24 protein-coding genes and 1 riboswitch are annotated in these 24974 nt (G+C 66.0%); of the genes, 10 read left to right on the forward strand and 14 right to left on the reverse strand.

The window, feature by feature from the left end:
• Positions 1–178 precede the first annotated feature (178 nt).
• From petA to V6M48_RS08070, 5 genes are all read left to right on the forward strand, one after another.
• Positions 179–748, forward strand: coding sequence for a ubiquinol-cytochrome c reductase iron-sulfur subunit (gene petA, locus V6M48_RS08050; protein WP_332812015.1), 570 nt, complete (start codon positions 179–181; stop codon positions 746–748).
• An 11-nt stretch (positions 749–759) separates the two neighbouring features.
• Positions 760–2055: a cytochrome b gene (locus V6M48_RS08055; protein WP_332812016.1), complete on the forward strand. Its 1296-nt coding sequence runs from the start codon at positions 760–762 to the stop codon at positions 2053–2055.
• Between the two features lie 17 nt (positions 2056–2072).
• Positions 2073–2990 (forward strand): cytochrome c1, encoded by a 918-nt coding sequence (locus tag V6M48_RS08060; RefSeq protein WP_332812057.1) that lies wholly within the window; start codon positions 2073–2075, stop codon positions 2988–2990.
• Between the two features lie 111 nt (positions 2991–3101).
• The gene (locus V6M48_RS08065; RefSeq protein ID WP_332812017.1) at positions 3102–3641 is read left to right on the forward strand and encodes an adenine phosphoribosyltransferase; all 540 of its coding nucleotides are present in this window, start codon (positions 3102–3104) and stop codon (positions 3639–3641) included.
• 136 nt (positions 3642–3777) lie between these two features.
• A complete protein-coding gene (locus V6M48_RS08070) occupies positions 3778–4371 on the forward strand; it encodes a hypothetical protein (protein ID WP_332812018.1) in 594 nt (197 codons plus the stop codon).
• A 38-nt stretch (positions 4372–4409) separates the two neighbouring features.
• Here V6M48_RS08070 and ychF read toward each other — a convergent pair whose 3' ends face one another.
• The 4 genes from ychF to V6M48_RS08090 form a co-directional block, all read right to left on the reverse strand.
• Entirely contained in the window at positions 4410–5510 is a 1101-nt protein-coding gene (gene ychF, locus V6M48_RS08075) for a redox-regulated ATPase YchF (protein ID WP_332812019.1), read from the reverse strand.
• Between the two features lies 1 nt (position 5511).
• A complete protein-coding gene (gene pth / locus V6M48_RS08080; RefSeq protein ID WP_332812020.1) occupies positions 5512–6087 on the reverse strand; it encodes an aminoacyl-tRNA hydrolase in 576 nt (191 codons plus the stop codon).
• Between the two features lie 47 nt (positions 6088–6134).
• Complete coding sequence (locus V6M48_RS08085) at positions 6135–6788, reverse strand: 50S ribosomal protein L25/general stress protein Ctc (protein WP_332812021.1); 654 nt, start codon at positions 6786–6788, stop codon at positions 6135–6137.
• A 136-nt stretch (positions 6789–6924) separates the two neighbouring features.
• Positions 6925–7812, reverse strand: coding sequence for a TraB/GumN family protein (locus tag V6M48_RS08090; RefSeq protein ID WP_332812022.1), 888 nt, complete (start codon positions 7810–7812; stop codon positions 6925–6927).
• A gap of 234 nt (positions 7813–8046) precedes the next feature.
• On the opposite strand from V6M48_RS08090, the gene V6M48_RS08095 reads away from it, so the two are divergent.
• From V6M48_RS08095 to ppdK, 3 genes are read left to right on the forward strand one after another with little or no spacing between them, the layout of a single operon-like run.
• Entirely contained in the window at positions 8047–8919 is an 873-nt protein-coding gene (locus V6M48_RS08095) for a glycine--tRNA ligase subunit alpha (RefSeq protein WP_332812023.1), read from the forward strand.
• On the forward strand, positions 8919–10994 hold the full coding sequence (gene glyS, locus V6M48_RS08100) for a glycine--tRNA ligase subunit beta (RefSeq protein ID WP_332812024.1): 2076 nt from the start codon (positions 8919–8921) through the stop codon (positions 10992–10994). Before V6M48_RS08095 ends, glyS begins: the two co-directional genes overlap by 1 nt.
• A 31-nt stretch (positions 10995–11025) precedes the next feature.
• Positions 11026–13695, forward strand: a complete 2670-nt coding sequence (gene ppdK, locus V6M48_RS08105) for a pyruvate, phosphate dikinase (protein ID WP_332812025.1) — start codon at positions 11026–11028, stop codon at positions 13693–13695.
• Positions 13696–13734: 39 nt separating this feature from the next.
• On the opposite strand, the gene V6M48_RS08110 is transcribed toward ppdK, so the two are convergent.
• The 8 genes from V6M48_RS08110 to V6M48_RS08145 form a co-directional block, all read right to left on the reverse strand.
• Entirely contained in the window at positions 13735–13974 is a 240-nt protein-coding gene (locus V6M48_RS08110) for a hypothetical protein (protein ID WP_332812026.1), read from the reverse strand.
• 80 nt (positions 13975–14054) lie between these two features.
• Positions 14055–15032 carry a type II secretion system F family protein gene (locus V6M48_RS08115; RefSeq protein ID WP_332812027.1) on the reverse strand — a complete coding sequence of 326 codons (978 nt, stop codon included), beginning with the start codon at positions 15030–15032 and terminating at the stop codon, positions 14055–14057.
• Positions 15033–15050: 18 nt separating this feature from the next.
• Positions 15051–16028, reverse strand: a complete 978-nt coding sequence (locus V6M48_RS08120) for a type II secretion system F family protein (protein ID WP_332812028.1) — start codon at positions 16026–16028, stop codon at positions 15051–15053.
• 45 nt (positions 16029–16073) lie between these two features.
• Positions 16074–17354, reverse strand: a complete 1281-nt coding sequence (locus V6M48_RS08125; RefSeq protein WP_332812029.1) for a pilus assembly protein CpaE — start codon at positions 17352–17354, stop codon at positions 16074–16076.
• Positions 17354–18013, reverse strand: coding sequence for a CpaD family pilus assembly protein (locus tag V6M48_RS08130; RefSeq protein ID WP_332812030.1), 660 nt, complete (start codon positions 18011–18013; stop codon positions 17354–17356). Before V6M48_RS08130 ends, V6M48_RS08125 begins: the two co-directional genes overlap by 1 nt.
• Before the next feature lie 27 nt (positions 18014–18040).
• Complete coding sequence (locus V6M48_RS08135) at positions 18041–19660, reverse strand: type II and III secretion system protein family protein (RefSeq protein WP_332812031.1); 1620 nt, start codon at positions 19658–19660, stop codon at positions 18041–18043.
• A 1-nt stretch (position 19661) separates the two neighbouring features.
• On the reverse strand, positions 19662–20660 hold the full coding sequence (cpaB, locus tag V6M48_RS08140; RefSeq protein WP_332812032.1) for a Flp pilus assembly protein CpaB: 999 nt from the start codon (positions 20658–20660) through the stop codon (positions 19662–19664).
• 48 nt (positions 20661–20708) lie between these two features.
• The gene (locus tag V6M48_RS08145) at positions 20709–21179 is read right to left on the reverse strand and encodes an A24 family peptidase (RefSeq protein WP_332812033.1); all 471 of its coding nucleotides are present in this window, start codon (positions 21177–21179) and stop codon (positions 20709–20711) included.
• 113 nt (positions 21180–21292) lie between these two features.
• On the opposite strand from V6M48_RS08145, the gene V6M48_RS08150 reads away from it, so the two are divergent.
• Positions 21293–22414: an NAD(P)/FAD-dependent oxidoreductase gene (locus V6M48_RS08150; RefSeq protein ID WP_332812034.1), complete on the forward strand. Its 1122-nt coding sequence runs from the start codon at positions 21293–21295 to the stop codon at positions 22412–22414.
• On the opposite strand, the gene rnhA is transcribed toward V6M48_RS08150, so the two are convergent.
• Positions 22387–22836 (reverse strand): ribonuclease HI, encoded by a 450-nt coding sequence (gene rnhA / locus V6M48_RS08155; RefSeq protein WP_332812035.1) that lies wholly within the window; start codon positions 22834–22836, stop codon positions 22387–22389. The genes V6M48_RS08150 and rnhA overlap by 28 nt on opposite strands.
• Positions 22837–22846: 10 nt before the next feature.
• Entirely contained in the window at positions 22847–23818 is a 972-nt protein-coding gene (gene ispH, locus V6M48_RS08160; RefSeq protein ID WP_332812036.1) for a 4-hydroxy-3-methylbut-2-enyl diphosphate reductase, read from the reverse strand.
• Positions 23819–23977: 159 nt separating this feature from the next.
• Here ispH and V6M48_RS08165 point away from each other — a divergent pair, with 159 nt between their 5' ends.
• Positions 23978–24646: a hypothetical protein gene (locus V6M48_RS08165; RefSeq protein WP_332812037.1), complete on the forward strand. Its 669-nt coding sequence runs from the start codon at positions 23978–23980 to the stop codon at positions 24644–24646.
• Between the two features lie 218 nt (positions 24647–24864).
• A riboswitch (glycine riboswitch) is annotated at positions 24865–24963 on the forward strand.
• Positions 24964–24974 lie beyond the last annotated feature (11 nt).

Here is a 24974-nt window from a genome sequence, read left to right on the forward strand (position 1 = left end):
GCGCGCCGGGGCGTGTCACAAGCGCGTTAAAATGGCTGTTGGCAAATCGCCGTGCGCGCGGCTATCAGGCGCCGCAGCCGCCGGGTCCGCCGCGTGGCATTGTACGGATGCCACCCTGGCCGCGCTCTTCACGGCCGAGGTCGTCCGCACATCCGATTTGAACCGCTAAAGGGCTATGATGGCGACGGTTGAACATACCGAACAAGCGGCAGGAGGCTCGTCGGACGACGGCGTGCGCCGCCGGGATTTCATCAATATCGCGGCGGTCAGCTTTGCCGGAGTCGGCGCGGCGGCGACGCTCTATCCGCTGGTCAACCAGATGAACCCGTCCGCAGACGTGCTCGCGCTGGCTTCGATCGAGGTCGATGTTTCCAAGATTCAGGTCGGTCAGGCGATCAAGACGATCTGGCGCAAGCAGCCGATCTTCATCCGCAACCTGACGCCGCAGGAAATCAGCGCGGCGAATGCGGTCCCGCTGTCGAGCCTGCGCGATCCCCAGTCGCTTGCCGAGCGCACCAAGCCGGACAAGGCCAATTGGCTGATCACCTTGGGCGTGTGCACCCATCTCGGCTGCGTCCCGCTAGGCGCCGCCGAGGGCGAAAACCGCGGCGAATATGGCGGCTATTTCTGCCCCTGCCACGGCTCGCATTACGATACCGCGGCGCGCATTCGCAAAGGCCCGGCACCCACGAATCTCGAAGTGCCGGAATATGAATTCAAATCCGACACCGTCGTTCAGATCGGCTGAGGTAACAGAGAATGAGCTTTCCCTGGGCGGAAGAATATAACCCGAAATCGCCGCTCATGCGGTGGATCGACGAGCGGCTGCCGCTTCCGCGGCTCGTGTTCGGCGCGGTCGGCGGCGGCTATCCGGTTCCGCGCAATCTCAACCATTTCTGGAACTTCGGCGTCCTCGCCGGGGTCGCTTTGGTCATCCAGATCGTCACCGGCATCATCCTCGCGATGCATTATGCGCCGGCGGGCGCGCTGGCGTTCGACTCGGTCGAGCACATCATGCGCAACGTCAACCAGGGTTGGCTGCTGCGCTACGCCCACGCCAACGGCGCAAGCTTCTTCTTCATCGTCACCTACATCCACATCTTCCGCGGCCTTTATTACGGCTCGTACAAGGCGCCGCGCGAGGTGGTCTGGTTCCTCGGGCTCGTCATCTTCCTGCTGATGATGGCGACCGCGTTCATGGGTTATGTCCTGCCCTGGGGGCAGATGAGCTTCTGGGGCGCCAAGGTGATCACCGGCCTGTTCGGCGCGATTCCGCTGGTCGGCGAGCCGGTCCAGCAATGGCTGCTCGGCGGCTACGCCCCCGACAACGCCGCGCTGAACCGCTTCTTCTCGCTCCATTATCTGCTGCCGTTCGTGATCGCGGGCGTGATCATCCTGCACATCTGGGCGCTGCACATCCCAGGCTCGGGCAACCCGACCGGCGTCGACGTGAAGACCCCGCAGGATACGGTGCCGTTCCATCCTTATTATACGGCGAAGGACGGCTTCGGGCTCGGCCTGTTCCTGATCGCGCTCGCCGCGGTCGTGTTCTTCGCGCCCAACTTCCTCGGTCATGCCGACAATTACATTCCCGCCAACCCGCTCTCGACGCCGGCGCACATCGTCCCCGAATGGTATTTCTGGCCGTTCTACGCGATCCTGCGGGCGTTCACCGTCGATTTCATCCTGCCGGCGAAGCTGTGGGGCGTGATCGCGATGTTCGCGTCGATCCTCCTGCTCTTCTTCCTGCCCTGGCTCGACGGCTCGCCCGTGCGCTCGGGCAATTACCGGCCGCGCTTCAAGCAGTTCTTCTGGATCCTCGTCGTCGACGTGGCGATCCTGGGCTATTGCGGCGGCGCGCCGGCGGAAGAGCCCTATGTGATGATCAGCCAGGCTGCGACCATCTACTATTTCGCACATTTTCTCATCATCCTGCCGGTGCTCTCGGGGATCGAGCGCACGTTGCCGCTGCCCAATTCCATCTCGGAATCGGTGCTTCACGGCGAAGCGGCAGAAGCGGCGCCATATGGCAGCCGCGTGGCACCGGCTGAATAAGGGGTAGACTGACCATGGTGGTTCGCGTGATCGGCTTTCTGGTCGGCCTCGGCTTTGTCATGGTGGCGGCCTGGTCGCTGCTGTGGGGCGCTATCGCCTTCATCGGCGATCCGCCCAAGCCGACGGTGGAGCATGAGTTCCACAAGCACCCCAAGCACCTCGCGCTCGCCAGCGACGGGCCGATGGGCAAGTTCGACCGTGCCCAGCTCCAGCGCGGCTTCCAGGTCTACAAGGAGGTCTGCGCGGCCTGCCACGGCCTCGGCCTGGTCGCGTTCCGCAACCTCGAGGATCTCGGCTACAACGAGCCCGAGGTGAAGGCGATCGCCAACCAGTGGCAGATCGAGGTTCCCGACATCAATCCGGACACCGGCGAGCCGGCGACGCGCAAGGCGCTCCCCGCCGACCGGTTCCCGCAGCCCTATGCCAATGAGGTCGCCGCCCGCGCCGCCAACAACAATGCGCTGCCGCCCGATCTTTCGCTGATCACCAAGGCGCGCGAGGGCGGCGCTGCCTACCTCTATTCGCTGCTGACCGGCTATCAGAATCCGCCGGCCAACCTGCCGAAGGAATCGCGGCCCGGGCCCAATCTCCACTACAATCCCTATTTCGCGAACCTCAACATCGCGATGCCGCCGCCGCTGGTGGCGGAGGGCCAGGTCACCTACGCCGACGGCACCAAGCCGACGGTCGACCAGATGGCCAAGGACGTCTCGGCGTTCCTGGTCTGGACCGCGGAGCCGAAGCTCGAGAACCGCCGCTCCGCCGGCTTCGCCGTGCTGGCATTCCTGCTGGTCGCGACCATCCTCGCCTATCTGTCGTACCGGAACATCTGGTCGGGCATGAAGAGCAGGGCGGTCCGCGCCACTGGCCCGCTCGACCCGGAGAATATGGCTAAGCGCGAGGCGGCAAGCCGCGAAGCGGGAATCGAAGGCTAGGCTTCAGCACGCGGCAGCCTCGGACCGCGCGGGCCGGGGCACTCGCCGTCTCGCGATCGGCTTGCCGGCGCCCCCACGAGGTGGAGCCAGCGCCGCATGGGTGGGGAAGCGATGTCGCGAGCAAATGACGATCTGCGTGCGCTGATCCGTACGATCCCGGACTTTCCAAGACCGGGCGTCATGTTCCGCGACGTCACCACCTTGCTGCTCGACGCGAAGGGCTTCGCCGCTGCGATCGATCGCATCGCGCGCTCGATCGAGACGAAGCCGGATCTCGTCGCCGGCATCGAGGCGCGCGGCTTCGTGGTTGCCGCCGCGCTCGCGCTGCGGCTTGGCACCGGGCTGCTGCTGATCCGCAAGGACGGCAAGCTGCCCGGCGCGACGATCGGGGAAGACTATACGCTCGAATATGGCGTCGATCGGCTGGCGATGCACATCGATGCCTGCGCGCCCGGCGCGCGGGTGCATCTCGTCGACGATCTGATCGCGACCGGCGGCACCGCTCTCGCGGCGGTGCGGCTGATCGCTCGCGCCGGCGCGGCCGTCACCGGCGCCTCGTTCGTCATCGATCTGCCCGATCTTGGCGGCGCCGAGCGTCTCCGCCAGCAGGGCGTCGCCGTCCAATCGCTGGTAGTATTCGAAGGCGATTAGGGGGCGTTCGGCGCCACATTCCTCTCGCTCCGCTGGTCCGAACCCGCAACCTTTCCAAAGAGTTAATGGTTCATACCCGGTTCACCACGCCGGGCCGATTCTGCCGGCTGATCAGCTTTTATCCCGGAGAGTCGCGATGATAGTGCCTCGTGTTCGTGCCGCCGCCCTTGCCATTGCGGCCTCGTGCGGCCTTGCCGCTTGCTCCTATGACGACGGCTATGGCTATGGCGGCATGTCGGTCGGTTATGGCAGTGGCTATTACGGCTCCTATTACGACGATTATTACGATCCCTATTATGGCGGCGGCTATGGCTACCCGTCCTACTACGGCTGGTACGGCGGCTATTATTATCCTGGTACCGGCTATTATGTGTACGATCGCGGCGGCCGCCGGCACCGCTGGGACGACCGGCATCGTCGCCATTGGGAAGGTCGGCGTGACCATGCCCAGCGCGACGGCAGTTGGAACCGCGACCGCGGCGAGCGCACGCGCAACGGTAATTGGAGCGGCTACAGCCGCAACGGATCGGGCAGCAGCGGCAGCAGCAGTGCGCCGCGCCAATCGTGGCGGGATCGTGGGCAGGCGCCCCAGGGGCAGGCGTCCCAGGGCCAGGTCCGCACCCAGGCCACTCCGAGCGTCACCCCGCAGACGCGCTCGAGCTGGCAGCAGCGGATGCAGAATCGCGGTGTTCGGCAGGAGGGGCGGCAGGAACGGCGCAGCCGGCGCTAAAGTGCGCGAAAGGCGGGTACCGGCGCACCCGCCGCGCGTCAGACGTTGAAGCGGAACAGCATCACATCGCCGTCGCGGACGACGTATTCCTTGCCCTCTGAGCGCAGCTTGCCGGCGTCGCGCGCGCCGGCCTCGCCGCCGCAGCCGATATAATCGTCATAGGAGATGGTCTCCGCGCGGATGAAGCCGCGTTCGAAGTCCGAATGGATCACGCCCGCGGCGGCGGGCGCCTTCGCGCCTTTCTCGACGGTCCAGGCGCGCGCCTCCTTTGGACCGGCGGTGAAGAAGGTGATCAGGTCGAGCAAGGCATAGCCGGCGCGGATGATGCGTGAGAGGCCGGTCTCCTCCAGGCCGAGATCGCCGAGGAATTCGGTGCGGTCGGCCGGGTCCATTGTCGCGATTTCCGCCTCGATCGCTGCCGAGATGATGACGGCCTTCGCGCCCTGCGCCTGCGCCATTTCGATCACCCGGGCGCTGTGCGCATTGCCAGAAGCGGCATTGCCCTCGTCGACGTTGCAGACATAGAGGACCGGCTTGGCGGTGAGCAGCTGCGCCTGGTCGAGCGCCTTGCGCTCTTCCTCGTCCTTGGGCGCGACTTCGCGCGCCGGGCGGCTCTCGCGGAGCAGTTCCAGCGCCTGACCGAGCACCGCTGCCTGGATCTTGGCTTCCTTGTCGCCTTGCTGTGCCTTCTTGATCAAAGCGGGCACCCGTTTTTCGAGGCTGTCGAGATCGGCGAGCATCAGCTCGGTCTCGACGGTCTCGGCGTCCGCGACCGGATCGATCCGCCCTTCGACATGCGTGACGTCGCCGTCGTCGAAACAGCGCAGCACGTGCACGATCGCGTCGACCTCGCGGATGTTGGCGAGGAACTGGTTGCCGAGGCCTTCGCCTTTCGAAGCACCGCGCACCAGGCCGGCGATATCGACGAATTCGAGCTGGGTCTGGACGATGTTGGCCGATTTGGCGACCGCCGCGATCCTGTCGAGGCGCTCATCGGGCACCGCGACCCGGCCGACGTTCGGCTCGATCGTGCAGAAAGGATAGTTGGCCGCCTGGGCGGCCGCCGTCTCGGTCAGCGCGTTGAACAAGGTCGATTTGCCGACATTCGGCAGACCGATGATACCGCAACGAAAACCCATCTCAATCCCCGTCCCGCAGCCGCAGGGCCACGTCACTCATGAAGCGCGCATCATCGCCGCGCGCGAGCCAATCGGCTTCCGCCGCCACCGCGCCGAGCAGGTCGGACAGCGGCTCGATTTCCGCCTTGGCGTAATTGCCGAGCACGTACGGAGTCACCCTGTCCTTATGGCCGGGGTGGCCGATGCCGATCCGCACCCGGCGGAACTCATTGCCGATATGGGCCTCGGTCGAGCGCAGGCCATTATGGCCGGCCGTGCCGCCGCCGACCTTCACCTTGACCTTGAACGGCGCGAGGTCGAGTTCGTCGTGGAATACGGTGACGTCGCCGACTTCGGCCTTGAAGAAGCGCATCGCCTCGCCGACCGAGCGGCCGCTCTCGTTCATGAACGTCGCGGGCTTGAGCAGGAGGATGCGCTGGTCGCCGAGGCGGCCCTGCTGGGCCCAGCCCTGGAACGCCTTCTTCGGCGGCTCGAAATTGTGGACCTCGGCGATCGCGTCGATTGCCATGAACCCGACATTGTGCCGCTGAAGCGCATATTGCGCGCCGGGATTGCCGAGGCCGACCCAGATCTGCATCGTCGAAGCGGTCCGGCGGCTCCGCTCGGAAGCCGCCGGATCCCGGATCAACCTTCTTCGGCCGGGGGCTCGTCGGCGGCAGCCGGGGCGGGCGCCGCTTCGTCGCTGGGCTCGTCGCTGTCGGTGCGCTTGAGCGCCGACGGGGCGACGATCGTCGCGATGGTGAAGTCGCGATCCTCGATCGCCGAGCGCGCGCCCTCGGGGAGCGAGACGTTGGAGATGTGGATCGACTCGCCGAGGTCGTAGCCGGTGAGGTCGATCAGCACTTCCTCGGGGATGGTCGCTGCGTCGCAGACCAGCTCGAGGTCGTGGCGGACGACGTTGAGCACGCCGCCGCGCGTCAGGCCGGGGGCCTCGTCCTCGTTGACGAAACGCACCGGCACGTTGACGTGGACGACGGTATGCTCGCCGATGCGCAGGAAATCGACATGCAGCGGGCGATCGCTGACCGGGTGGAACTGGACGTCCTTGGGCAAGGTGCGGGCAGGACCGCCGGCGACGTCGATCATGATGACCGAGTTCATGAAGTGGCCGGTGCTCAACATCTTGACCAGGGCCTTTTCCTCGACGTGGATCGAGAGGGGTTCCTGATTGGCGCCGTAGATTACGGCAGGGACGCGGCCTTCGCGACGCATTGCACGGGAGGCTCCCTTGCCCGCCCGTTCGCGCGTCTCGGCCGACAGCGTAAGCTGATCGCTCATGTGCATGTCTCCAAAACTTGTCGGTAATAATCCCCGTCTCTCACGCCTCCAGGGATGACCATGAGCGGGGAAGGGGCGGCCTATAGCCACAGTGGCGCTTTTGCACAAGCAGCGCCCGGCTTCGGCGCTCTCGCGATCAGCCCTTGTAGCGTTTCCACTTCAAGCCGCGGCGCGCGAGCATGTCGAGCACGCTGTCCTTGCCCGCGAAATGGCCGGCGCCGACCGCAAGGAACACGGTTCCGGGCTTGTCGAGCCGGTGCACGATCCAGTCGGTCCAGGCGGCGTTGCGGTCGACGAACATCGCCTTGTAGACCGCGGGCGTCTTCTTCAGCCCCTCGTTGAGCATCGCCGCAAGCTTCTTGGTGTTGCCGGTACCCCACGCCTTGAGCAGCACCGGCAATTGCTTGTCGAGGTCGCTATTCTCGTCGAGCGACTGCTCGAGATATTTCACCTGCTCGGCCTCGGGCAGCCCATCGAACATCGCCAACTGCTTCTCGATCCCCTCCAGCTCGCTGATCTTCTTGCCGCTGCTAAGGGCGGTCTGCTTGATCGCGGCTTCGGGGCCGGCGGCTCCGGTCAGGCCATGTCTCTCGACGCTGAGGCTGGTCAGGGCGCTGGCCGCGAACCATGGCTTGAAACGGTCAAAGCTGCGCGGCTCCACGCCGGCGGCGGTCAGCGCCTGGTCGAGCTTGGTCCTGGTGGCGGCGTCGAGCCGCTCGGGCAGGGTCCGGCCCGACGGGTCGAGCGCATATTTCATCACCATCGCCTGGAGCAGGCGGGGGTCGTCGGGCATGATCGCCTCGAGCGTGACTTCCTGCGCCGCATCGAACGCGGTCCGAACCTCGTCGTTGAACCAATCGCTCTTGCCGTCGAGCAGGTGGAAGGTGCCGAACATGTAGATGGTCGTGTCGGCATCCCTCACGACCCAGACGGCAGGATCGATATCAGGCCGCGCACGCGAGTCCGCATTCGAGGGAAACAGCACGGCAAGCACCGCTGCTGCCGCGGGGGCGAACCAATTCATGTCGTGAATTCCCTTTGATGCGAAGCTCTTGCCCCGGACACTTCTTACCGCCTCGTGGCTGGGAGGCCCAGCCTGTTTAGGGGCCCCGCCGAATGTGCGCAAATCGGATGAACGGGTGGTAAAAAGGGCACGCGCGCACCGATCGTCCGGCCGCCGCGGAGCGCTGCCTTGACCAGTCATGGCCCATCGGCCAAGGCGGAGCCGCTCCTACAACAGTCACGAAGTTGCAACTCGGTGGAACGGGACAAGCCGCTCAGCTTCCAGAAGCTCATCCTGACGCTCCACGATTATTGGAGCGCGCAGGGCTGTGTGATTCTTCAGCCCTATGACATGGAAATGGGCGCCGGCACCTTCCATCCTGCGACCGCGCTGCGCGCGCTCGGCCCGAATCCGTGGAAGGCCGCCTACGTCCAACCATCGCGCCGCCCGACCGACGGCCGCTATGGCGAGAACCCGAACCGGCTCCAGCATTATTATCAGTATCAGGTGATCCTCAAGCCGAGCCCGGCCGACCTCCAGAACCTCTATCTTGGAAGCCTCGCGGCGATTGGGATCGATTTCACCCGCCACGACATCCGCTTCGTCGAGGACGATTGGGAAAGCCCGACACTGGGCGCCTGGGGCCTTGGCTGGGAGGTTTGGTGCGACGGAATGGAGGTGACGCAATTCACCTACTTCCAGCAGGTTGGCGGCTATGATTGCAAACCGGTCTCCGGCGAGCTCACCTACGGCCTCGAACGGCTGGCGATGTATATCCAGGGCAAGGACAGCGTCTACGATCTCGCCTTCAACGACGCGGGCGTGAGCTACGGCGACGTGTTCCTCGAGAACGAGCGCGAGTTCAGCGCCTATAATTTCGAGGTCGCGAACAGCGACACCCTGTTCCGCTGGTTCCGCGACGCCGCCGACGAGTGCCGCCGCTGCATCGACCGCGCATTGCCGCTTCCCGCTTATGACCAGGCGATCAAGGCCAGCCATATCTTCAACCTGCTCAATGCGCGCGGCGTGATCTCGGTCGCCGAGCGTCAGGCCTATATCGGCAGGGTCCGCGACCTCGCGAAGGGCGCCTGCCAGGCCTGGATGGAAAAGAACGGCTGGGACAGCTGATGGCCGATTTCCTGCTCGAGCTCCTGTCCGAGGAAATTCCTGCGCGCATGCAGGCCAAGGCCTGCGACGATCTGGCGCGGCTGTTCGAGGCGCAGCTTGCGGGCTCCGGGCTCGCTGCCACAGCGATAGAGACCTATGCGACGCCGCGGCGGCTCGCGCTGATCGCGCGCGACCTGCCGCTCGAGAGCGCTGCATCGAGCGAGGAACGCAGAGGTCCGCGCGCCGATGCGCCGCCGCAGGCGATCGAGGGATTCCTCAAGGCGACTGGGCTGACCCGCGACCAGGTCGAGGAGCGCCAGGACAAGAAGGGCGTGACGATGCTGTTCGCGACCGTCCGCCGGCCCGGGCGCGCCACCGTCGCCATTCTCGCCGAAGCGATCCCCGCCGTCATCCGCGCCTTTCCATGGCCCAAGTCGATGCGCTGGGGCGAAGCCTCGGCGTCGACCGAGAGCATTCGCTGGGTCCGTCCGCTGCACGGCATCGTCGCGCTGCTCGGCGAGGAGATCGTCGACTGCGAAGTGCATGGCGTGCGTTCCGGTGCCGCGAGCGTGGGCCACCGCTTCCATCACCCCGGCATCATCACGATCGGCAGCGCCCACGATTATGCCGAGAAATTGCGCGCCTGCCATGTCATCATCGACCCCGCCGAGCGCCAGGCGATCATCCGCGACGGCGCGGCGAGCGCAGCGACGGCGGAGGGGCTGACATTGGTCCCCGACGAGGGGCTGGTCGCCGAGAACGCCGGCCTCACCGAATGGCCGGTGCCCTTGCTCGGCCGCTTCGATCCGGCCTTTCTCGACGTGCCGCGCGAGGTGATCCAGCTGACGATGCGCGCCAACCAGAAATATTTCGCCTGCACCGGCGCCTCGGGCGCGCTTGCGCCGAATTTCATCTGCACCGCCAATATCGAAGCGGCCGACGGCGGAAGGGCGATCGTCGCCGGCAACGAGAAGGTCCTCGCGGCGCGGCTGTCCGATGCCAAATTCTTCTGGGAGCAGGATCTCAAGACGCCGTTGGAGGAGCAGGCCAGGAAGCTCGAGCAGATCGTCTTCCACGAGAAACTCGGCACGCTCGCGCAGCGGGTGTCGCGGATGGTGGCGCTGGTCGACGATCTCGCGCCGCACATGCCTCGGCTCGACGATGACGGCGCGCGCCGTTCGGCGGCGCTGGCCAAGGCCGATCTCGTCAGCGGCATGGTCGGCGAATTCCCCGAGCTCCAGGGCGTGATGGGCCGCTATTATGCCACGGCGCGCGGCGAAGCGCCCGAGGTGGCGGCGGCGATCGAGGCGCATTACCGGCCGCTGGGTCCCGATGACGCCTGCCCGGACGAGCCGGTTTCGATCGCGGTGGCGCTTGCCGAGAAGATCGACACCCTGGCCGGCTTCTTCGGAATAGGCGAGCGGCCGACCGGATCCAAGGATCCGTTCGCGCTCCGCCGCGCGGCGCTGGCGGTGATCCGCCTGATCACCGAGAACGCGCTTCGCCTGCCGCTCGGAACGGTGTTTCCGGCCGCGGCGGCACGCTTCCGCGACCAGCAATTCGCCGTCGAAGACCAGCAGCAGGCGTTGCTCGAATTCTTTGCCGACAGGCTCAAGGTGCAGCAGCGCGAGGCGGGTGTCCGCCACGATTTGATCGACGCCGTGTTCGCGCTCGGCGGCGAGGACGATCTCGTCCGGCTGCTGGCGCGGGTCAGCGCGCTGCAGTCATTCGTCGAGACGCCGGCCGGCAGCGATCTGCTCGCGGGGTACAAGCGCGGTGCGAACATCCTCAAGAAGGAGGGGTGGAACGGACCGGCCGGTGCGGCTGTGCCCGCCTACCAGCCTGCCGCGGAAGAAGCCGCGCTGGTGGCGGCGCTCGACGCCGCCGAGCCGGAGGCGGCGCGTGCCGTTGCGGCGGAGGATTTTGCCGGCGCGATGGCGGCGCTTGCCGGCCTGCGCGCGCCGGTCGATGCGTTTTTCGACAAAGTCACCGTCAACGATCCTGATCCGCCGAAGCGCGAAGCGCGACTCGCGCTTCTGGCGCGGATGCGGGATGCGTTCCACCGCGTCGCGGATTTCTCGAAGATCGAGGGTTGAGCCTCACATTTAAGTTCGAAAGGGCATTTGAATGACTCGTTATGTGTACCGGTTCGGCGGAGGTCTCTCCGAGGGCGGTAAGGGCGATAAGGAGCTGCTCGGCGGCAAGGGCGCGAACCTCGCCGAAATGGCGTCGATTGGCCTGCCGGTGCCTCCCGGCTTCACCATCTCGACCGAGATGTGCACGCGTTTCTATGCCGAGGGAAAGGCCTTCCCGGACTCGTTGCGCGCCGAAGTCGCCGAAGGCATCGCTCACATCGAGAAGGTGACCGGCAAGCGCTTCGGCGACGCGGCCGATCCGTTGCTGGTCTCGGTGCGCTCCGGAGCGCGGGTGTCGATGCCCGGCATGATGGACACGGTGCTCAATCTTGGCCTCAACGAGGCGACGGTCGTCGGGCTGGCGAAAGCGAGCGGCGATCCGCGCTTCGCGTGGGACAGCTACCGCCGCTTCATCCAGATGTACGCCGATGTTGTCCTCGGCCTCGATCACAGCGCGTTCGAGGAATCGCTCGAGCTCGCCAAGGAGGATAAGGGCGTCCATCTCGACACCGAGCTCGACGCGGATGATTGGCGCGCGCTCACCGGCCGCTACATGGAGCTGGTCGAGGAGCTGTGGGGAAGGCCGTTCCCGCAGGATGCGGAAGAGCAATTGTGGGGCGCGATCGGCGCGGTGTTCGAATCCTGGCAGTCCGAGCGCGCGCGAGTCTATCGCCGCCTTAATTCGATTTCGGGCGACTGGGGCACGGCGGTCAATATCCAGGCGATGGTGTTCGGCAACATGGGCGAGACGTCCGCGACGGGCGTCGCGTTCACGCGCGATCCTTCGACCGGCGAGCATGCCTATTACGGCGAATATCTGATCAACGCGCAGGGTGAGGACGTCGTCGCCGGCATCCGCACCCCGCAATATCTGACCAGGCGCGCGCGCGAGGTCGCCGGCGCCAAGGCAGCTTCGATGGAGGAGGCGCTGCCGGAGGTCTACGGCGAACTCACCAAGGTCTTCGACTCGCTCGAAAACCATTATCGCGACATGCAGGACATCGAGTTCACCGTCGAACGCGGCAAATTGTGGATGCTGCAGACGCGGAGCGGCAAGCGCACCGCCCGCGCGGCGCTCAAGATCGCATCGGACATGGTCCACGAGGGGCTGATCACGCAGGAAGAGGCGATCCTCCGGGTCGATCCGGCCGCGCTCGACCAGCTTCTCCATCCGGCGCTCGATCCCGATGCGCCGCGCAACGTCATCGCCAAGGGCCTTCCGGCATCGCCGGGCGCGGCCTGCGGCCAGGCGGTGTTCGACGCCGATACCGCTGAACGCCACGCCGCGCTCGGCGAAGCCGTGATCCTGATCCGCATCGAGACCTCGCCCGAGGATATCCACGGCATGCACGCCGCGCAGGGCATTCTCACCGCGCGCGGCGGCATGACCAGCCACGCCGCCGTCGTGGCGCGCGGCATGGGGCGGCCGTGCGTCAGCGGCGCGGGCAGTCTTTCGATCAATTATGCCACCAAGGTGATGAAGGTCGGCTCGGTCGAGGTGCGCGAGGGCGATACGGTCACGATCGACGGGTCGACCGGCGAGGTGATGCTTGGCGCGGTGCCGACCATCCAGCCGAGCCTGACCGGCGATTTCAGCGGGCTGATGGGCTGGGCCGACAACGTCCGCCGGCTGCGGGTCCGGGCCAATGCCGAGACGCCGGCGGACTGCCGCACCGCGCGCGAGTTCGGTGCCGAAGGCATCGGCCTGTGCCGGACCGAGCATATGTTCTTCGACGCGGCGCGGATCATCAACGTCCGCCAGATGATCCTCGCCGACAGCGAGGCCGGCCGGCGTGCCGCGCTCGAGAAATTGCTTCCCGAGCAGCGCAGCGACTTCGTCGAGATCTTCCAGATCATGGCCGGCCTGCCGGTGACGATCCGGCTGCTCGATCCGCCGCTGCACGAATTCCTGCCGCACGGCGAGGACGAGTTCGAAGCAGTGGCGCAAGCCGCCGGCGTGAGCGTCGAGACCCTCAAGCGCCGAGTCACCGAGCTGCACGAGTTCAATCCGATGCTCGGGCACCGCGGCTGCCGGCTCGGCATCACCTATCCCGAAATATACGAGATGCAGGCCCGCGCGATCTTCGAGGCGGCCGTCGCCGTCGCGCGGGACAGCGGCGCGGCTCCGACGCCGGAGGTGATGGTGCCGCTGGTGTCGACCGGGGCGGAGCTGAAGATCATCCGCGCGCTGATCGACCGCACCGCCAAGGCCGTCTTCGAGGAGACGGGCCAGTCGGTCGATTATCTGGTCGGCACGATGATCGAGCTGCCGCGCGCTGCGCTGCAGGCCGCGGTCATCGCCGAAGACGCGGAATTTTTCAGCTTCGGGACCAATGATCTCACCCAGACGACGCTCGGCCTCAGCCGCGACGATGCCAGCCGCTTCCTCACTCAATATATCGAGAACGGCATCTATCCGCGCGATCCGTTCGTCACGATCGATGCCGATGGTGTCGGCGAACTGATCTCGATCGCCGCCGAGCGCGGCCGGAGCACGGCGCCGGGCCTCAAGCTCGGCATCTGCGGCGAGCATGGCGGGGATGCCGCCTCGATCGCCTTTTGCCACGGCATCGGCCTCGATTACGTCTCGGCCTCGCCCTATCGCGTTCCGATCGCACGGCTTGCCGCCGCGCAGGCGGCGCTCAGGGAAAGAGCGGCCTGATCCGACCCAGGGAGGGGGGCGCCTCTGCCGTTCCTCGACCTATAGCGGCGTGCGTGCATCGGGCGGCGGCGTCTTGGCCGCCGCGTGACGGAGCGATTCCATCTCGCGCGCCTCGGTGCGCAACCGCGCATTTTCCGCCTCGAGCGCGATGTTGCGGTCGTGTTCCTCCTGGTAGCGTCGCTTCCACCGGCCGCCGGCGAGCATGTACATGCCCAAGACCAGCCCGAGCAGGAAAACGAGCGCTACGATGCTCCATTGTTGAACGGTGAACGGCGTCATGGACAAAAACCTCCGCTGATCGTCCGAAGACAATCAGCAGAGGCCCCCGATTGTTCCGCTGCCGTATTGGCCTGCAGGCTCTAGCTGAAGACGTCGGAGAGCGAGCAGGCTGCCGGGCCGAGAATGACGATGAACAGGGTCGGCAGGATGAACAGGATCAGCGGCACCGACATGATCGCCGGCAGGCGTGCGGCCTTTTCCTCGGCGCGCATCATGCGCTGGTTGCGGAACTCGGCCGAGAGGACGCGCAGCGCGGACGCGAGCGGCGTGCCGTATTTCTCGGTCTGGATCATCGTCGTGACGACGCCGCGGACCGCTTCGAGGTCGATGCGCTTGGCAAGATTCTCGAAAGCGGTGCGCCGGTCGGTCAGGAAGCCAAGCTCGATCGAGGTCAGCGCGAACTCGTCGCCGAGCTCGGGATAGGCCTTGCTGAGCTCCTTGGCGACCCGGTTGAACGCCGCGTCGACGGTGAGGCCGGCCTCGGCGCAGATCACGAGCAGGTCGAGCGCGTCGGGCAATCCCTTGCGGATCGCGGCGCTGCGCTTCGAGATCTTGTTCCCCAGCCAGATGTCGGGCGCCTTGTAGCAGCCGATCAGCGCGCCTGCGACGAACAGATATTTCTTGATGGCGCCCCATTCCGGAAACCAGTCGAGGACATAGACGCCGACGATCACGAAGCCGCCAATCACCACCGGGAGAACGAAACGCGCGAAAATGACGACGAACGCGAGGTCCTTGGAACGGATGCCGGCCTGCATCAGCTTGCTCTGGGCCTTCACGACCTGCTCGTCCTGAAGCATCTTGAGCGAGCTGAGGACGTTTCGGACCTTGTCCGCCGCCTCGTTCTTGTTGGTGATCTTGCGGCGCTTCGAAGTCGAAGCGACGATACCGGCCTTGAGCTGCTCGCGGCGCTCGTTGAGTGCCTTGACCCTCTTGGCCATCGGATCGCGCACCGTCGTCGCGGCATAGATGGCCGTCATCACCGACAGGGTCGCCAGCGCGGCAAGCCCGGTCGCGACCATCGTCACGTCGATACCCATTACTGATGGCCCTGCCATGCTCGAAACGCCTTCCGCTCAGATCTCGAAATTGACCATCTTGGCCATGATGAACACGCCGATACCCATCCAGACGATGCCAACGACACCGGCGATCATCAGCCGCGGCTCGGTGAAGAAGCCGGCGAGATAGGGGCCGTTGGACATCCAGATCAGCCCGAATACGATGAACGGCAGCGACCCGACGATATAGGCCGAGGCCTTGGCCTCGGAAGACATTGCGCGGATCTTGAGCTTCATCTGGGCACGCTTCCTCAGCACGTCGGCGAGATTGGCGAGCGTCTCGGCGAGGTTGCCGCCGGTCTCGCGCTGGATCGCCAGCGTGATGACGAAGAACTGGAATTCCGGAGTGTTGAGGCGATCGGCCGTCTCCTGAAGCGCCACCTCCATCGTTCGGCCGATCTTCATCTTGTCCGACACGATCTGGAATTCGGCCGAGACCGGACCGCCGATCTCGCTGGCGACGATCCCGATCGTCTCGGAAATCGGCAGACCCGAGCGCAGGCCGCGCACCATCAGCTCGAGCGCGTCCGGAAAGCGGACGGTGAACTGGGCGACCCGGCGCTTGATCAGCTTGCCGATGAAAAAGTGCGGCAGTGCGATACCGGCGAACAGGCCGAGCACGATCGCCAAATAGATTGGCGCACCCCTGAGCGCCACGACGAGCGTCACCATCAGCGCGATGCCGAGGCTGGTCATGCCATATTGCGCAAGCGTCCACTCGCGGCCGGTCTGCTCGATGCGGTGGCGGAGCAAGGCGGGATTGGGAATGAAGCGCTGGGCGAGCGTATCCATCTTGCTGGCCTCGCGCGGGCCGAGGATGCGCTTCATCTGGACCTGGGCGGCAACTTCGGTCGAGCGGCTATGCCGCTCGCGCAGTTCCTCGATCCGGCGCGTCTGCGCTTTCGACGCGGAAGGACCGGCAACCGCGAAATAGACCAGCGCAAGCGTGGCCAGCATCCCGAACATCAATAATGCGATCGTCGTAATCGGCATCTGCGGCCCTTTTTCGTTCTACCTGGCGGCGGTCGGCGAGGCGCCTCAACCCGCCGCCTTGGCCTTCTTCATCGGAACGAACGACTTGAAGTTCAATTTGCCGAGCAGCGATCCGCCGCCGGCAGGCGCCTCGGCCTCGTTCTGCGCGTCGACGGCGGTGACCGTCATCGTCAGCAACTGGCCGAGCGGCTGCGAGACCCTGGCATTGCCCGAGACCTTGGCGAGCGGCTGGCCGAGCTTCGCCGCCTGCGACGCCGCTTTCGGGTCGAACGGGATGACGATGTCGACCTTGCGCTCGATCGACTGCTCGAAATCCTTGCGGCTGATCTCCTGCACGCCGCCGTTCACGACCCGGTTCGCGACCATGATCACGCGCGATTGCGGTGCGTTGGTCTTGAGCCAGGAGAGAATTCGGATCGTATCGCGGGTGCCGGCAAGGGTGAACTCGCTGACGACGACGGTGACGTGCGCGTCGTGCACGAGATGCGGATATTGCACCAGCATCGCGCGCGGAAGGTCGATCACCGTGCTTTCGAACGCATTGCGCATCTCTTCCTGGAGCTGGAAGAAGGCTGCGCCATCGGTCAGCATCGGTTGATTGATCGGCGCTTCGGCCGAAAGGACGGACAATTTTTCATTGGCCCTGACCATCGCGCGTTCGATGAACAGCCCGTCGATACGGCTTGGATTCTCGATCGCATCAGTGAGGCCGCGTCCCGGCTCGAGGTCCAGCGCGAGAGCACCGGTGCCGAAATGGACGTCGAGATCGAGAAGCGAGGTCGAGCGGCCGGCTTTCTCGCCCATCAGCCACGCCAGTGATGTCGCGATCGTCGAGGCGCCGACGCCGCCGCGAACGCCGATCACCGCCGCCATGACGTGCGGCTTTTCGGCGGAAGGCTCGTTCAGCCGAGGCCCGGAAATCGTCATCTGCGCGTTGGCGAAGGCATCGCGCAACTGGTCGGCGCTGAACGGCTTCAGCAGATAATCCTGAATGCCGCTGGCGACGAGGTCGCGGTAGAGGCGGACGTCGTTGACCTGGCCGGCCGCGATCACGACCGTTCCCGGTTCGCAGACCTCCGCGAGCGCGTTGATGTCGTTCAGCGGATCCCCCGATTCGGACAGATCGACGAACAGGATGTTCGGGCTGGCCGAAACGGACAGCGACTGGACGGCATTGCGCAGGCCGCCCTTGTTGACCTTCTCCGGTGCCCAGCCGTGCTCGACCGCGATCGGCCGCAGCATTTCCGCGGTCGCGTCGTCGCACACGAAGGCAGTGAAGGGATCACGCAGTGCGGCTGCGCGTGAAGCATGAAACGGCGCGTTCATCATTTCCCCCCTGACGTGGTAACCTTCTCGATGCCGTTTGCCCCTGTGGGCTGGGCATCGCGATATTGCTTGATCGCCTTGACGGCGGTGGCCGGATCGCCCGAAACCGCGCCCTCTTGACCAAGCACCAGATCGTTCGGATCGGCGATCATCGCGGCCAGGTTCGAATTGGTCGCGCAGCCGTGTTCGGACGCGGTCGAAACCGCAGCGCCCGGCAGTCTGGCTTGCCGCCAGTTGGGGCAGCTCGGCACGCTCGCGGTCGTGCGGCTCACCACCACACGGACCAATCCTGGTTGGACGGCGCCCGCCGTGATTGGCGCGGCGTCGCTCAGCAGCAGGCCATAGTCGGCCGTGACCCTTGCGACATCCTCGCGGACCCCGGCATCGCCATAAGGATTGTCGACCGCAATCCGGTCGCCGTAGCGAAGGCCCATCGTATCATACCATTCGGCAAGCCGGCCGAGCTCGGCGTGCGGGATGCCATTGCCGCCGGTTGCCAGGTCGATCACGTAGTCGGTGCGCTGAACGACCGGCTGGTTCTCCGAATAGAGGCTCCGGTTGGAGTGCACGGGCGATGTACGGGAGTTCATCCCGCAGCCGCTGACGGCGAGTCCGGCCATCAGGAGAGCGGCAGTATTGGTGAAGCGTGCCATGGTCATGCTGTCCTTTGCGGGGCGGGCCCGACGTTAGAAGTTGAAGCCGGGAGCGGGCGAAGCGCTCGGCGCTCCTGCACGCTGATTGGCGGGGGCTGGGGCAGGGGCCGGCCCAAAGGTCCCGGCCGAGGGCCCGGGCAGCGCCGGCACCGCTTGCGGCGGCGCCATGACGGCGCCTGGCCGCCGCTCCCCGGTCCGGCTCGAGTGGCCCTGATCAAGCACCACGCGCTGGAAATCGGTCGCGGTACGGAAGCCGTCGGTCGGCAGCGCGATCTGATCATCGGAAACCGGCTTCACCAGATATGGCGTGACGACGATCACCAGTTCGGTTTCCGAGCGGCGGAAGCTGTTCGAGCGGAACAAAGCGCCGAGAACGGGCAGATCGCCCAGCCACGGCGCCTTGTCCGTGCTGTTGTTGCTCGAATTGCGCAGCAGGCCGCCGATCACGAAGCTCTGGCCCGAGCCCAGCTCGACCGTCGTTTCGGCACGGCGGGTGGTGAGGGCAGGGACCTGGAAGCCGTTCAGACGAATGCTTCCCTGGTCGGACAGCTCGGACACCTCGGGGCGGACTCGCATCGAAATGCGGCCGTCGGCGAGCACGGTCGGCGTGAACGCCAGGCCAACGCCATATTGCTTATATTCGACGCTGATCGAACCAAGCGATTGCGAGATCGGGATCGGGAACTCGCCGCCGGCGAGGAAGCTGGCGGTTTCGCCCGACAATGCGGTCAGCGTCGGCTCGGCCAACGTCGCTACGCGGCCGTCCTGCTCGGCAAGGTCCAGCGCCGCAAGGATATCGAGGCCGAACAAGCTTCCGGCGCCGCCGAGCACCGTTTTTCCGAGGACCTTGTCGAACGTATATTGCGTTCCCGGCGACGTAACGAACTGGCCATTGGCGGGATTGAACGGAAGCCTGACCGAGCCCGCCGGCAGATTGTACAGGCTCGAGGCGTCCATCATCGGAAAGGTCGTCGCCATGTCGGTGATTGTTCCGGGCGAACGAGCACCCGAGCCGATCCCGAACAGGAAGCCGCCGGTCGTGTCGCGGCTAAGCAGGTTGACGCCTACTTCCTTGACCAGCGAGCGGCTGACCTCGGCGAAGCGGACCCTGAGCATGACCTGCAGCGGCGTCGCGGTCTTGATGCGGCTGACGATCTTGCTCGCAGGGCCGACATAGGCCTGGACGATCCGGGCCGCCTCCTCGGCGTCCTCGGGCTTGGCGACCGTGCCGGTGAGCAGGATGACACCGTTCATCGGCGTTGCCTGGATACGGGCTTCGGGCATCGCGGTGCGGAGGAACTGCCCCACCGACGCGGTGTTCGAGCCGACCTGGACGCTGGCCGAATAGACCACCTTGCCGGCTTTGTTGGTGGCGTAGATGGTGGTCTCGCCGGGCGCCCTGCCGAAGATATAGAGCTGGTTCGCCGAGCGCACCTGGACGTCGGCGATATTGGGATCGGCGACGAACAGATCCGACATCGTGCCGTTGAGGCGGACGAGGCGGCCGGTGCCGGCGCTGATCACGATTTCGCTCGTCGGGCGCACCGCGTTGGTCTGCGCCTGGACCGGAGCCGAGCTGGTGGCGGCGATACCGAGTGCCAGCACGGCCGACAATGCCGTCCCGACGGTATGGCTCAAGATACGCTTTTTCATCTTACTTGGCTCCCAGCGGAACGATGAGGACAGGAGCATTGCCCCGCGCGACACGGACCACTGGTCCAAGGGCCGCGCCCGGTATGCTGCTTTGGTCGGATGAGCCGCCTTCCTGCTTTGCCACCGGGACGGTCCGGCGCTGGTAGCGCGAGACGTCGCCGCCGACGGTGAAGGTGGGGGTAGTGTCGATTGGCTTGTTGGCGATCGCGAGCAGCATGCGCTTCTCGGCGTTCGGATCGTCGCTCTTCGGGACTTCGATCTCGCCGGCAGCGATCGCGCGCTCCAGCTCGGCCGTGTTGTCGGCGATCGAGCGCAGCGACAGCGACAGCGACCCGATGGTCTGCGCGACCAAGATCTTTTCGGCGATTTTCGGAGTGGCTTCGAGCGTGACCGAGGCGGCGCTGCGCACTTCGGGCTTGCCGTCTTCGCCGGCAGCGTTGGTGCGCTGGTCGGTGGCGAGCACGCGCAGGTTGCGCAGGATGGTCTCGGAAACCTTGAGAGGGGGGCCTTCGCCGCCGCCGACCTGCTGGGTCAGGACCATGTCCACCCGGTCACCCGGGAAAACGAAGCCGGCGACGCCGCTGATGTTGGACACCGGAACGGTGATCGCGCGCATGCCCGGCCCAAGCGCCGCGGCAAGGAAGCCGCGCTCGCCCGGCTTGATGAGCGAGCCCTGCGTCAGCGGCTGGCCGGCGCTGATTTCGTTGCGCACGACGGTGCCGATCAGCGCGCTGGGATCAGAGTTTCCCTCGCCTTTGATGAAGTAGGCGGGCTGGACGAGGCCCTGCGGCCAAATCTGGTAGCGCAGCGCCTCTGCGTCGATGATCGTTCCGACCGGGAGGGAGCGTGTCGCGACAAGGACTTCGGGACCTGCCGGAACCACGGGCGCCGCCTGGACCTGAGGAGCGCTTGCCCCGCTGAACAAGTTTTTCGCCATCACGGCGGTCACCGCCGCGATCACGAGCGCTCCGATCAGTAGCACGAGCTTTTTAACATCCATGACGACGATCGCCTCCTGTTGGGTCCGAGTGAAACCCGATGTTACCCATCACGCAAATTGGTTAAGAAAACGTTCGCCAATTAGCCAAATCCCGGCCATGGCGATCGCGACCCCGTAAGGAATCTCGAGTTGATGCTGAGCCTTGCTGACGCGATGCCGCACCAGCATCACGGCGGTCAGGGCCCCTCCGGCAAGCGACATGATGATCAGCATCATCACGACCGCTGCGGGCGGCAGCCACAAGGCGAGAGCGCCGACCATCTTGACGTCCCCGCCGCCCATCGCGCCATAGGCGAAGGCAATGGTGAACAGGCCGAACACCGCGAGCGCGATCCCGATCTGGAGGGCGACGTCGGGCCACAGATCCAGGCCAGATGCCCACCAGAAGGGGATGGCCAACACGGCAATGGCTCCGTTGAGCCAGTTGGGAATGGTACGCGTGCGCACGTCCCACGCCGCTGCGATAAGGATCAAAACGGCGAGAATGCCGACCAGAATTTCAGCGAGATGCCCCAACATGGTTTACGTCTGTAGACGCCGTTGCTTTCAAAACCGTAACCACGCCCGATGAAATTAAATGCCGTTAACCGACCCATCGTCGCTGCCGTGCTGATCCAGCCGGGATCGAAGCCGTGACGCCCCGGCGGAGCGACGTCGCGATCATTGGTGCCGGCATGGCCGGCGCGAGCCTCGCCGCCGAGATCGGCGGACGCGCAACGCTGCTGCTGATCGAGGCCGAAGCGCATCCCGGCTATCACGCGACCGGGCGCTCCGCGGCTTTCTGGTCGGAAAGCTACGGCGGTCCGCTCGTCCAGCCGCTCACCACGGCATCGGGGGGTTTTCTCCGCGACCCGCCCGCCGGCTTTCACGAAAGTTCGTTTCTACGCCCGCGCGGTGCGATCTCGCTGGTCGAGGCAGGGGAGGAAGCCGCGCTTGAGGCGATGCAGCGCGAATTCGCGGCGTCCGGCATCACGCTCGAACGGCTCGGGCGTGCCGAGCTCGAACGCCATATCCCGGGTCTAAGGCCCGGTTGGCAGAGCGGACTTGCCGAGCCCAGCTGCAGCGACATCGACGTCGCGGCGCTTCACGGCGCCTATCTCAAGGCTGCGCGCCGGCTCGGGGCGGAGCTGGTCGTTGACGCGCCCGTGACCGCGATCCACCGCCTGCCGAGCGGCTGGCGGCTGGAGACGCGGCAAGGCCCGATCGAGGCGGAAGTGGTGGTCAATGCCGCCGGGGCGTGGGCGGACTCTGTCGCCGCGATGGCGGGACTGCGCCCGATCGGGATCCAGCCTTATCGGCGAACAATCGTGCAGCTTCGCGTCGATCCGCCGGTTCCGGCCGAGCTGCCGCTGGTGATCGACGCGCTCGGCCGTTTCTACTTCAAGCCCGAGGCGGGTCGCCTGTGGCTCAGCCCGCATGACGAGACCGCGTGCGCGGCGTGCGACGCGGCGGCCGAGGAATATGATGTGGCGCTCGCGATCGATCGCCTGCAGCGGGTCGTCGACTGGCGGATCGAGAGGATCGAGCATAAATGGGCCGGCCTCAGGAGCTTCGCACCGGACCGGTTGCCGGTCTATGGCTATGCCGAGAGCGCGCCTGGCTTCTTCTGGTGCGCGGGGCAGGGCGGCTTCGGCATCCAGACCGCGCCGGCTGCCGCGAAGCTCGCCGCCGGCCTGCTGCTCCGCGAGGCGCCCGACCCGATGGTCGCACAGATTGATCCATCGCCTTATCTGGCGACGCGCTTCACGAACTGAGCGGCGGCATCGCAGGCCAAGCGGTCGGCGCGGTCGTTCTCGGGATGGCCGGCATGACCCTTCACCCACTGCCAGTCGATCTGGTGCGGCCGGGCGGCGTCGAGCAGCTCCTGCCACAGATCGGCATTCTTGACCGGCTTCCTGTCCGCGGTCCGCCAGCCGTTGCGCTGCCAGCCGTGGATCCATTTGGTGATCCCGTCACGGACGTAGACGCTGTCGGTGGTCAAGGTCACGCGGCATGGCCGCTTGAGCGCCTCGAGCGCGCGGATCGCGGCCATCAGCTCCATCCGGTTGTTGGTGGTCAGAGGTTCGCCGCCCGCGAGCTCGCGCTCGCGCGCGCCCGAGCGGATGATCGCGCCCCAGCCTCCCGGGCCTGGATTGCCCTTGCACGCGCCATCGGTGAAAATCTCGACATCGGCCATCGTCTGCGGTTCAGGCGGCTTCGAGCCCGCGCGGCAGCTTGAAGACGATCCGCTCCTCGACGCCCTGCACCGGCTCCTCGACGACCTCGAAATGAGCACGCAGGAAGTCGACGACCTCGCGCACGAGTATCTCGGGAGCCGAGGCGCCTGCGGTGATGCCCAGCCGGCGCACCCCGGCGAGCCATTCAAGCTCGATGTCGCTTGCCCGCGCGATCAGGCGGGCCCGCACGCCCTCGCGCTCGGCGACCTCGACCAGGCGCACCGAATTGGAGCTGTTGGGAGCGCCGATCACAAGCACAGCATCGGCGTGGCTGGCGATTTCCTTGACCGCCGCCTGACGGTTCGACGTCGCATAGCAGATGTCCTCCCCGATCGGCCGCTGGATGTGCGGGAAGCGGCGTTCGAGGATCGCGACGATCTCCGCTGTGTCGTCGACCGACAAGGTCGTCTGCGTCAGATAGGCGAGCTCGCCGCCGGGCGGCGGTACGATCGTCTCCGCTTGCTCGGCGCTTTCGATCAGCGTGATCTGGCCCGGCTCGACCTGGCCGAACGTGCCGATCACCTCGGGGTGGCCGGCATGGCCGATGAACAGGATGTGGCGGTGGTTGGCGACATGCCGTTCGGCCTGGCGGTGAACCTTCGAGACCAAGGGGCAGGTGGCGTCGAGATAGTCGAGCCCGCGCTCCGCGGCCTTGGCGGGTACGGCTTTGGGCACGCCATGTGCCGAGAAGACGACCGGCACGCCGTCGGGGACCTCGTCGAGCTCCTTGACGAAGACGGCGCCGCGGGCGCGCAGGTCGTCGACCACGAACTTGTTGTGGACGATCTCGTGACGCACGTAGACCGGCGCGCCGTAGCGCTCGATCGCCAGCTCGACGATCCGGATCGCCCGATCGACCCCCGCGCAAAAGCCGCGTGGCGCGGCGATCAGCAAGGTCAGCGGGGGCAGCCCGGTGAGGGGAGGAGCATCGGTTTGCGCCATGGCGGGTGTCTACCCGCAACCCGCGGCGGCGTCCACAGATCGGGCACAGATCGGCTCACCACCACGCCGGTCATCGCTTGCAGCGTTCAAAGCCGCTTCCTATGATCCGCGGCGTCGCATAGGGCGGTGCATCGCCGCTGAGTTTGAGGACGAAAGATTGTGATCAACGCCTGCGCCACCAAGAACAAGGTGGCCAAAGCCACCCTGCTCGGATCCGCCCTGCTCTCGTTCCTGCTGGCTGGTTGCTCCAGGGAGGGCGAGCTTACGAGCGCCGGCATCACCGTCGTCCGCTCCGCCTGTCCCGCGGTCGCGATTCCGGCCGGAACCGGCGACATCACCTTGTTCAACCCGCCGTCCAGCCAGGATGCGAGCGCGATCGATGTGGTGGCGACGATGACCAACGTGCGCAGTACCTGCACCGAGGGCGCCGAGCATCTCGTCTCGAACGCGACGTTCGAGGTGCAGGCGCAGCGCCGCAACGCGAGCGGACCGCGCGACGTGGTGCTCCCCTATTTCGCGACGGTCGTTCAGGGCGGCAGCAACGTCGTCTCGAAGCGGCTTGGACGGGTCGCGCTTCATTTCGCCGACGGTGCGCTGCGCGCGAGCAGCGCCGGCTCGGCCAGTGCCCAGGTGCTGCGCTCGGCGGCGACGTTGCCCGACGACATCCGCCGCGAGATCACGCGCGAGCGAAAGCCGGGAGACGCCGATGCGGCGCTCGATCCGATGTCCGATCCGAAGGTGCGCGCCGCCGTCAGCCGCGCCAGCTTCGAGCTGCTGGTCGGTTTCCAGCTGACACCAGAGCAGCTCGTCTACAACGCGCGGCGCTAAAGCCGACCGGCGATTGCCGTCGCCCCGCGCGCGCGTCGCGCCGCTGCCAATTGATCATGCTTAGACTCAATCCCTCAACCGGATTGAGTCTAAGTTTCTTTTGTTTTCCGTGATTTCCGGGTCGTCAGGTGATGCCACCTGACTTGAAATCACTGTAACGAATTGACTCCGGCGGGGCGGCTCGCCACAGCAGCCACGTCGCCGGCAGCACATCGCCGGGTGACCGCGCGGGAGAGCGTGGCGGGCCGCAAGGCCCACCGCCGCCGAAGGAGCAACCGCCCCGGAATCTCTCAGGTACGAAGGACCGCCCGGCCATAAGACACTCTGG

Origin of the sequence: Sphingomonas sp. (genome assembly GCF_036677245.1) — a bacterium.
Lineage (GTDB): Bacteria > Pseudomonadota > Alphaproteobacteria > Sphingomonadales > Sphingomonadaceae > Allosphingosinicella.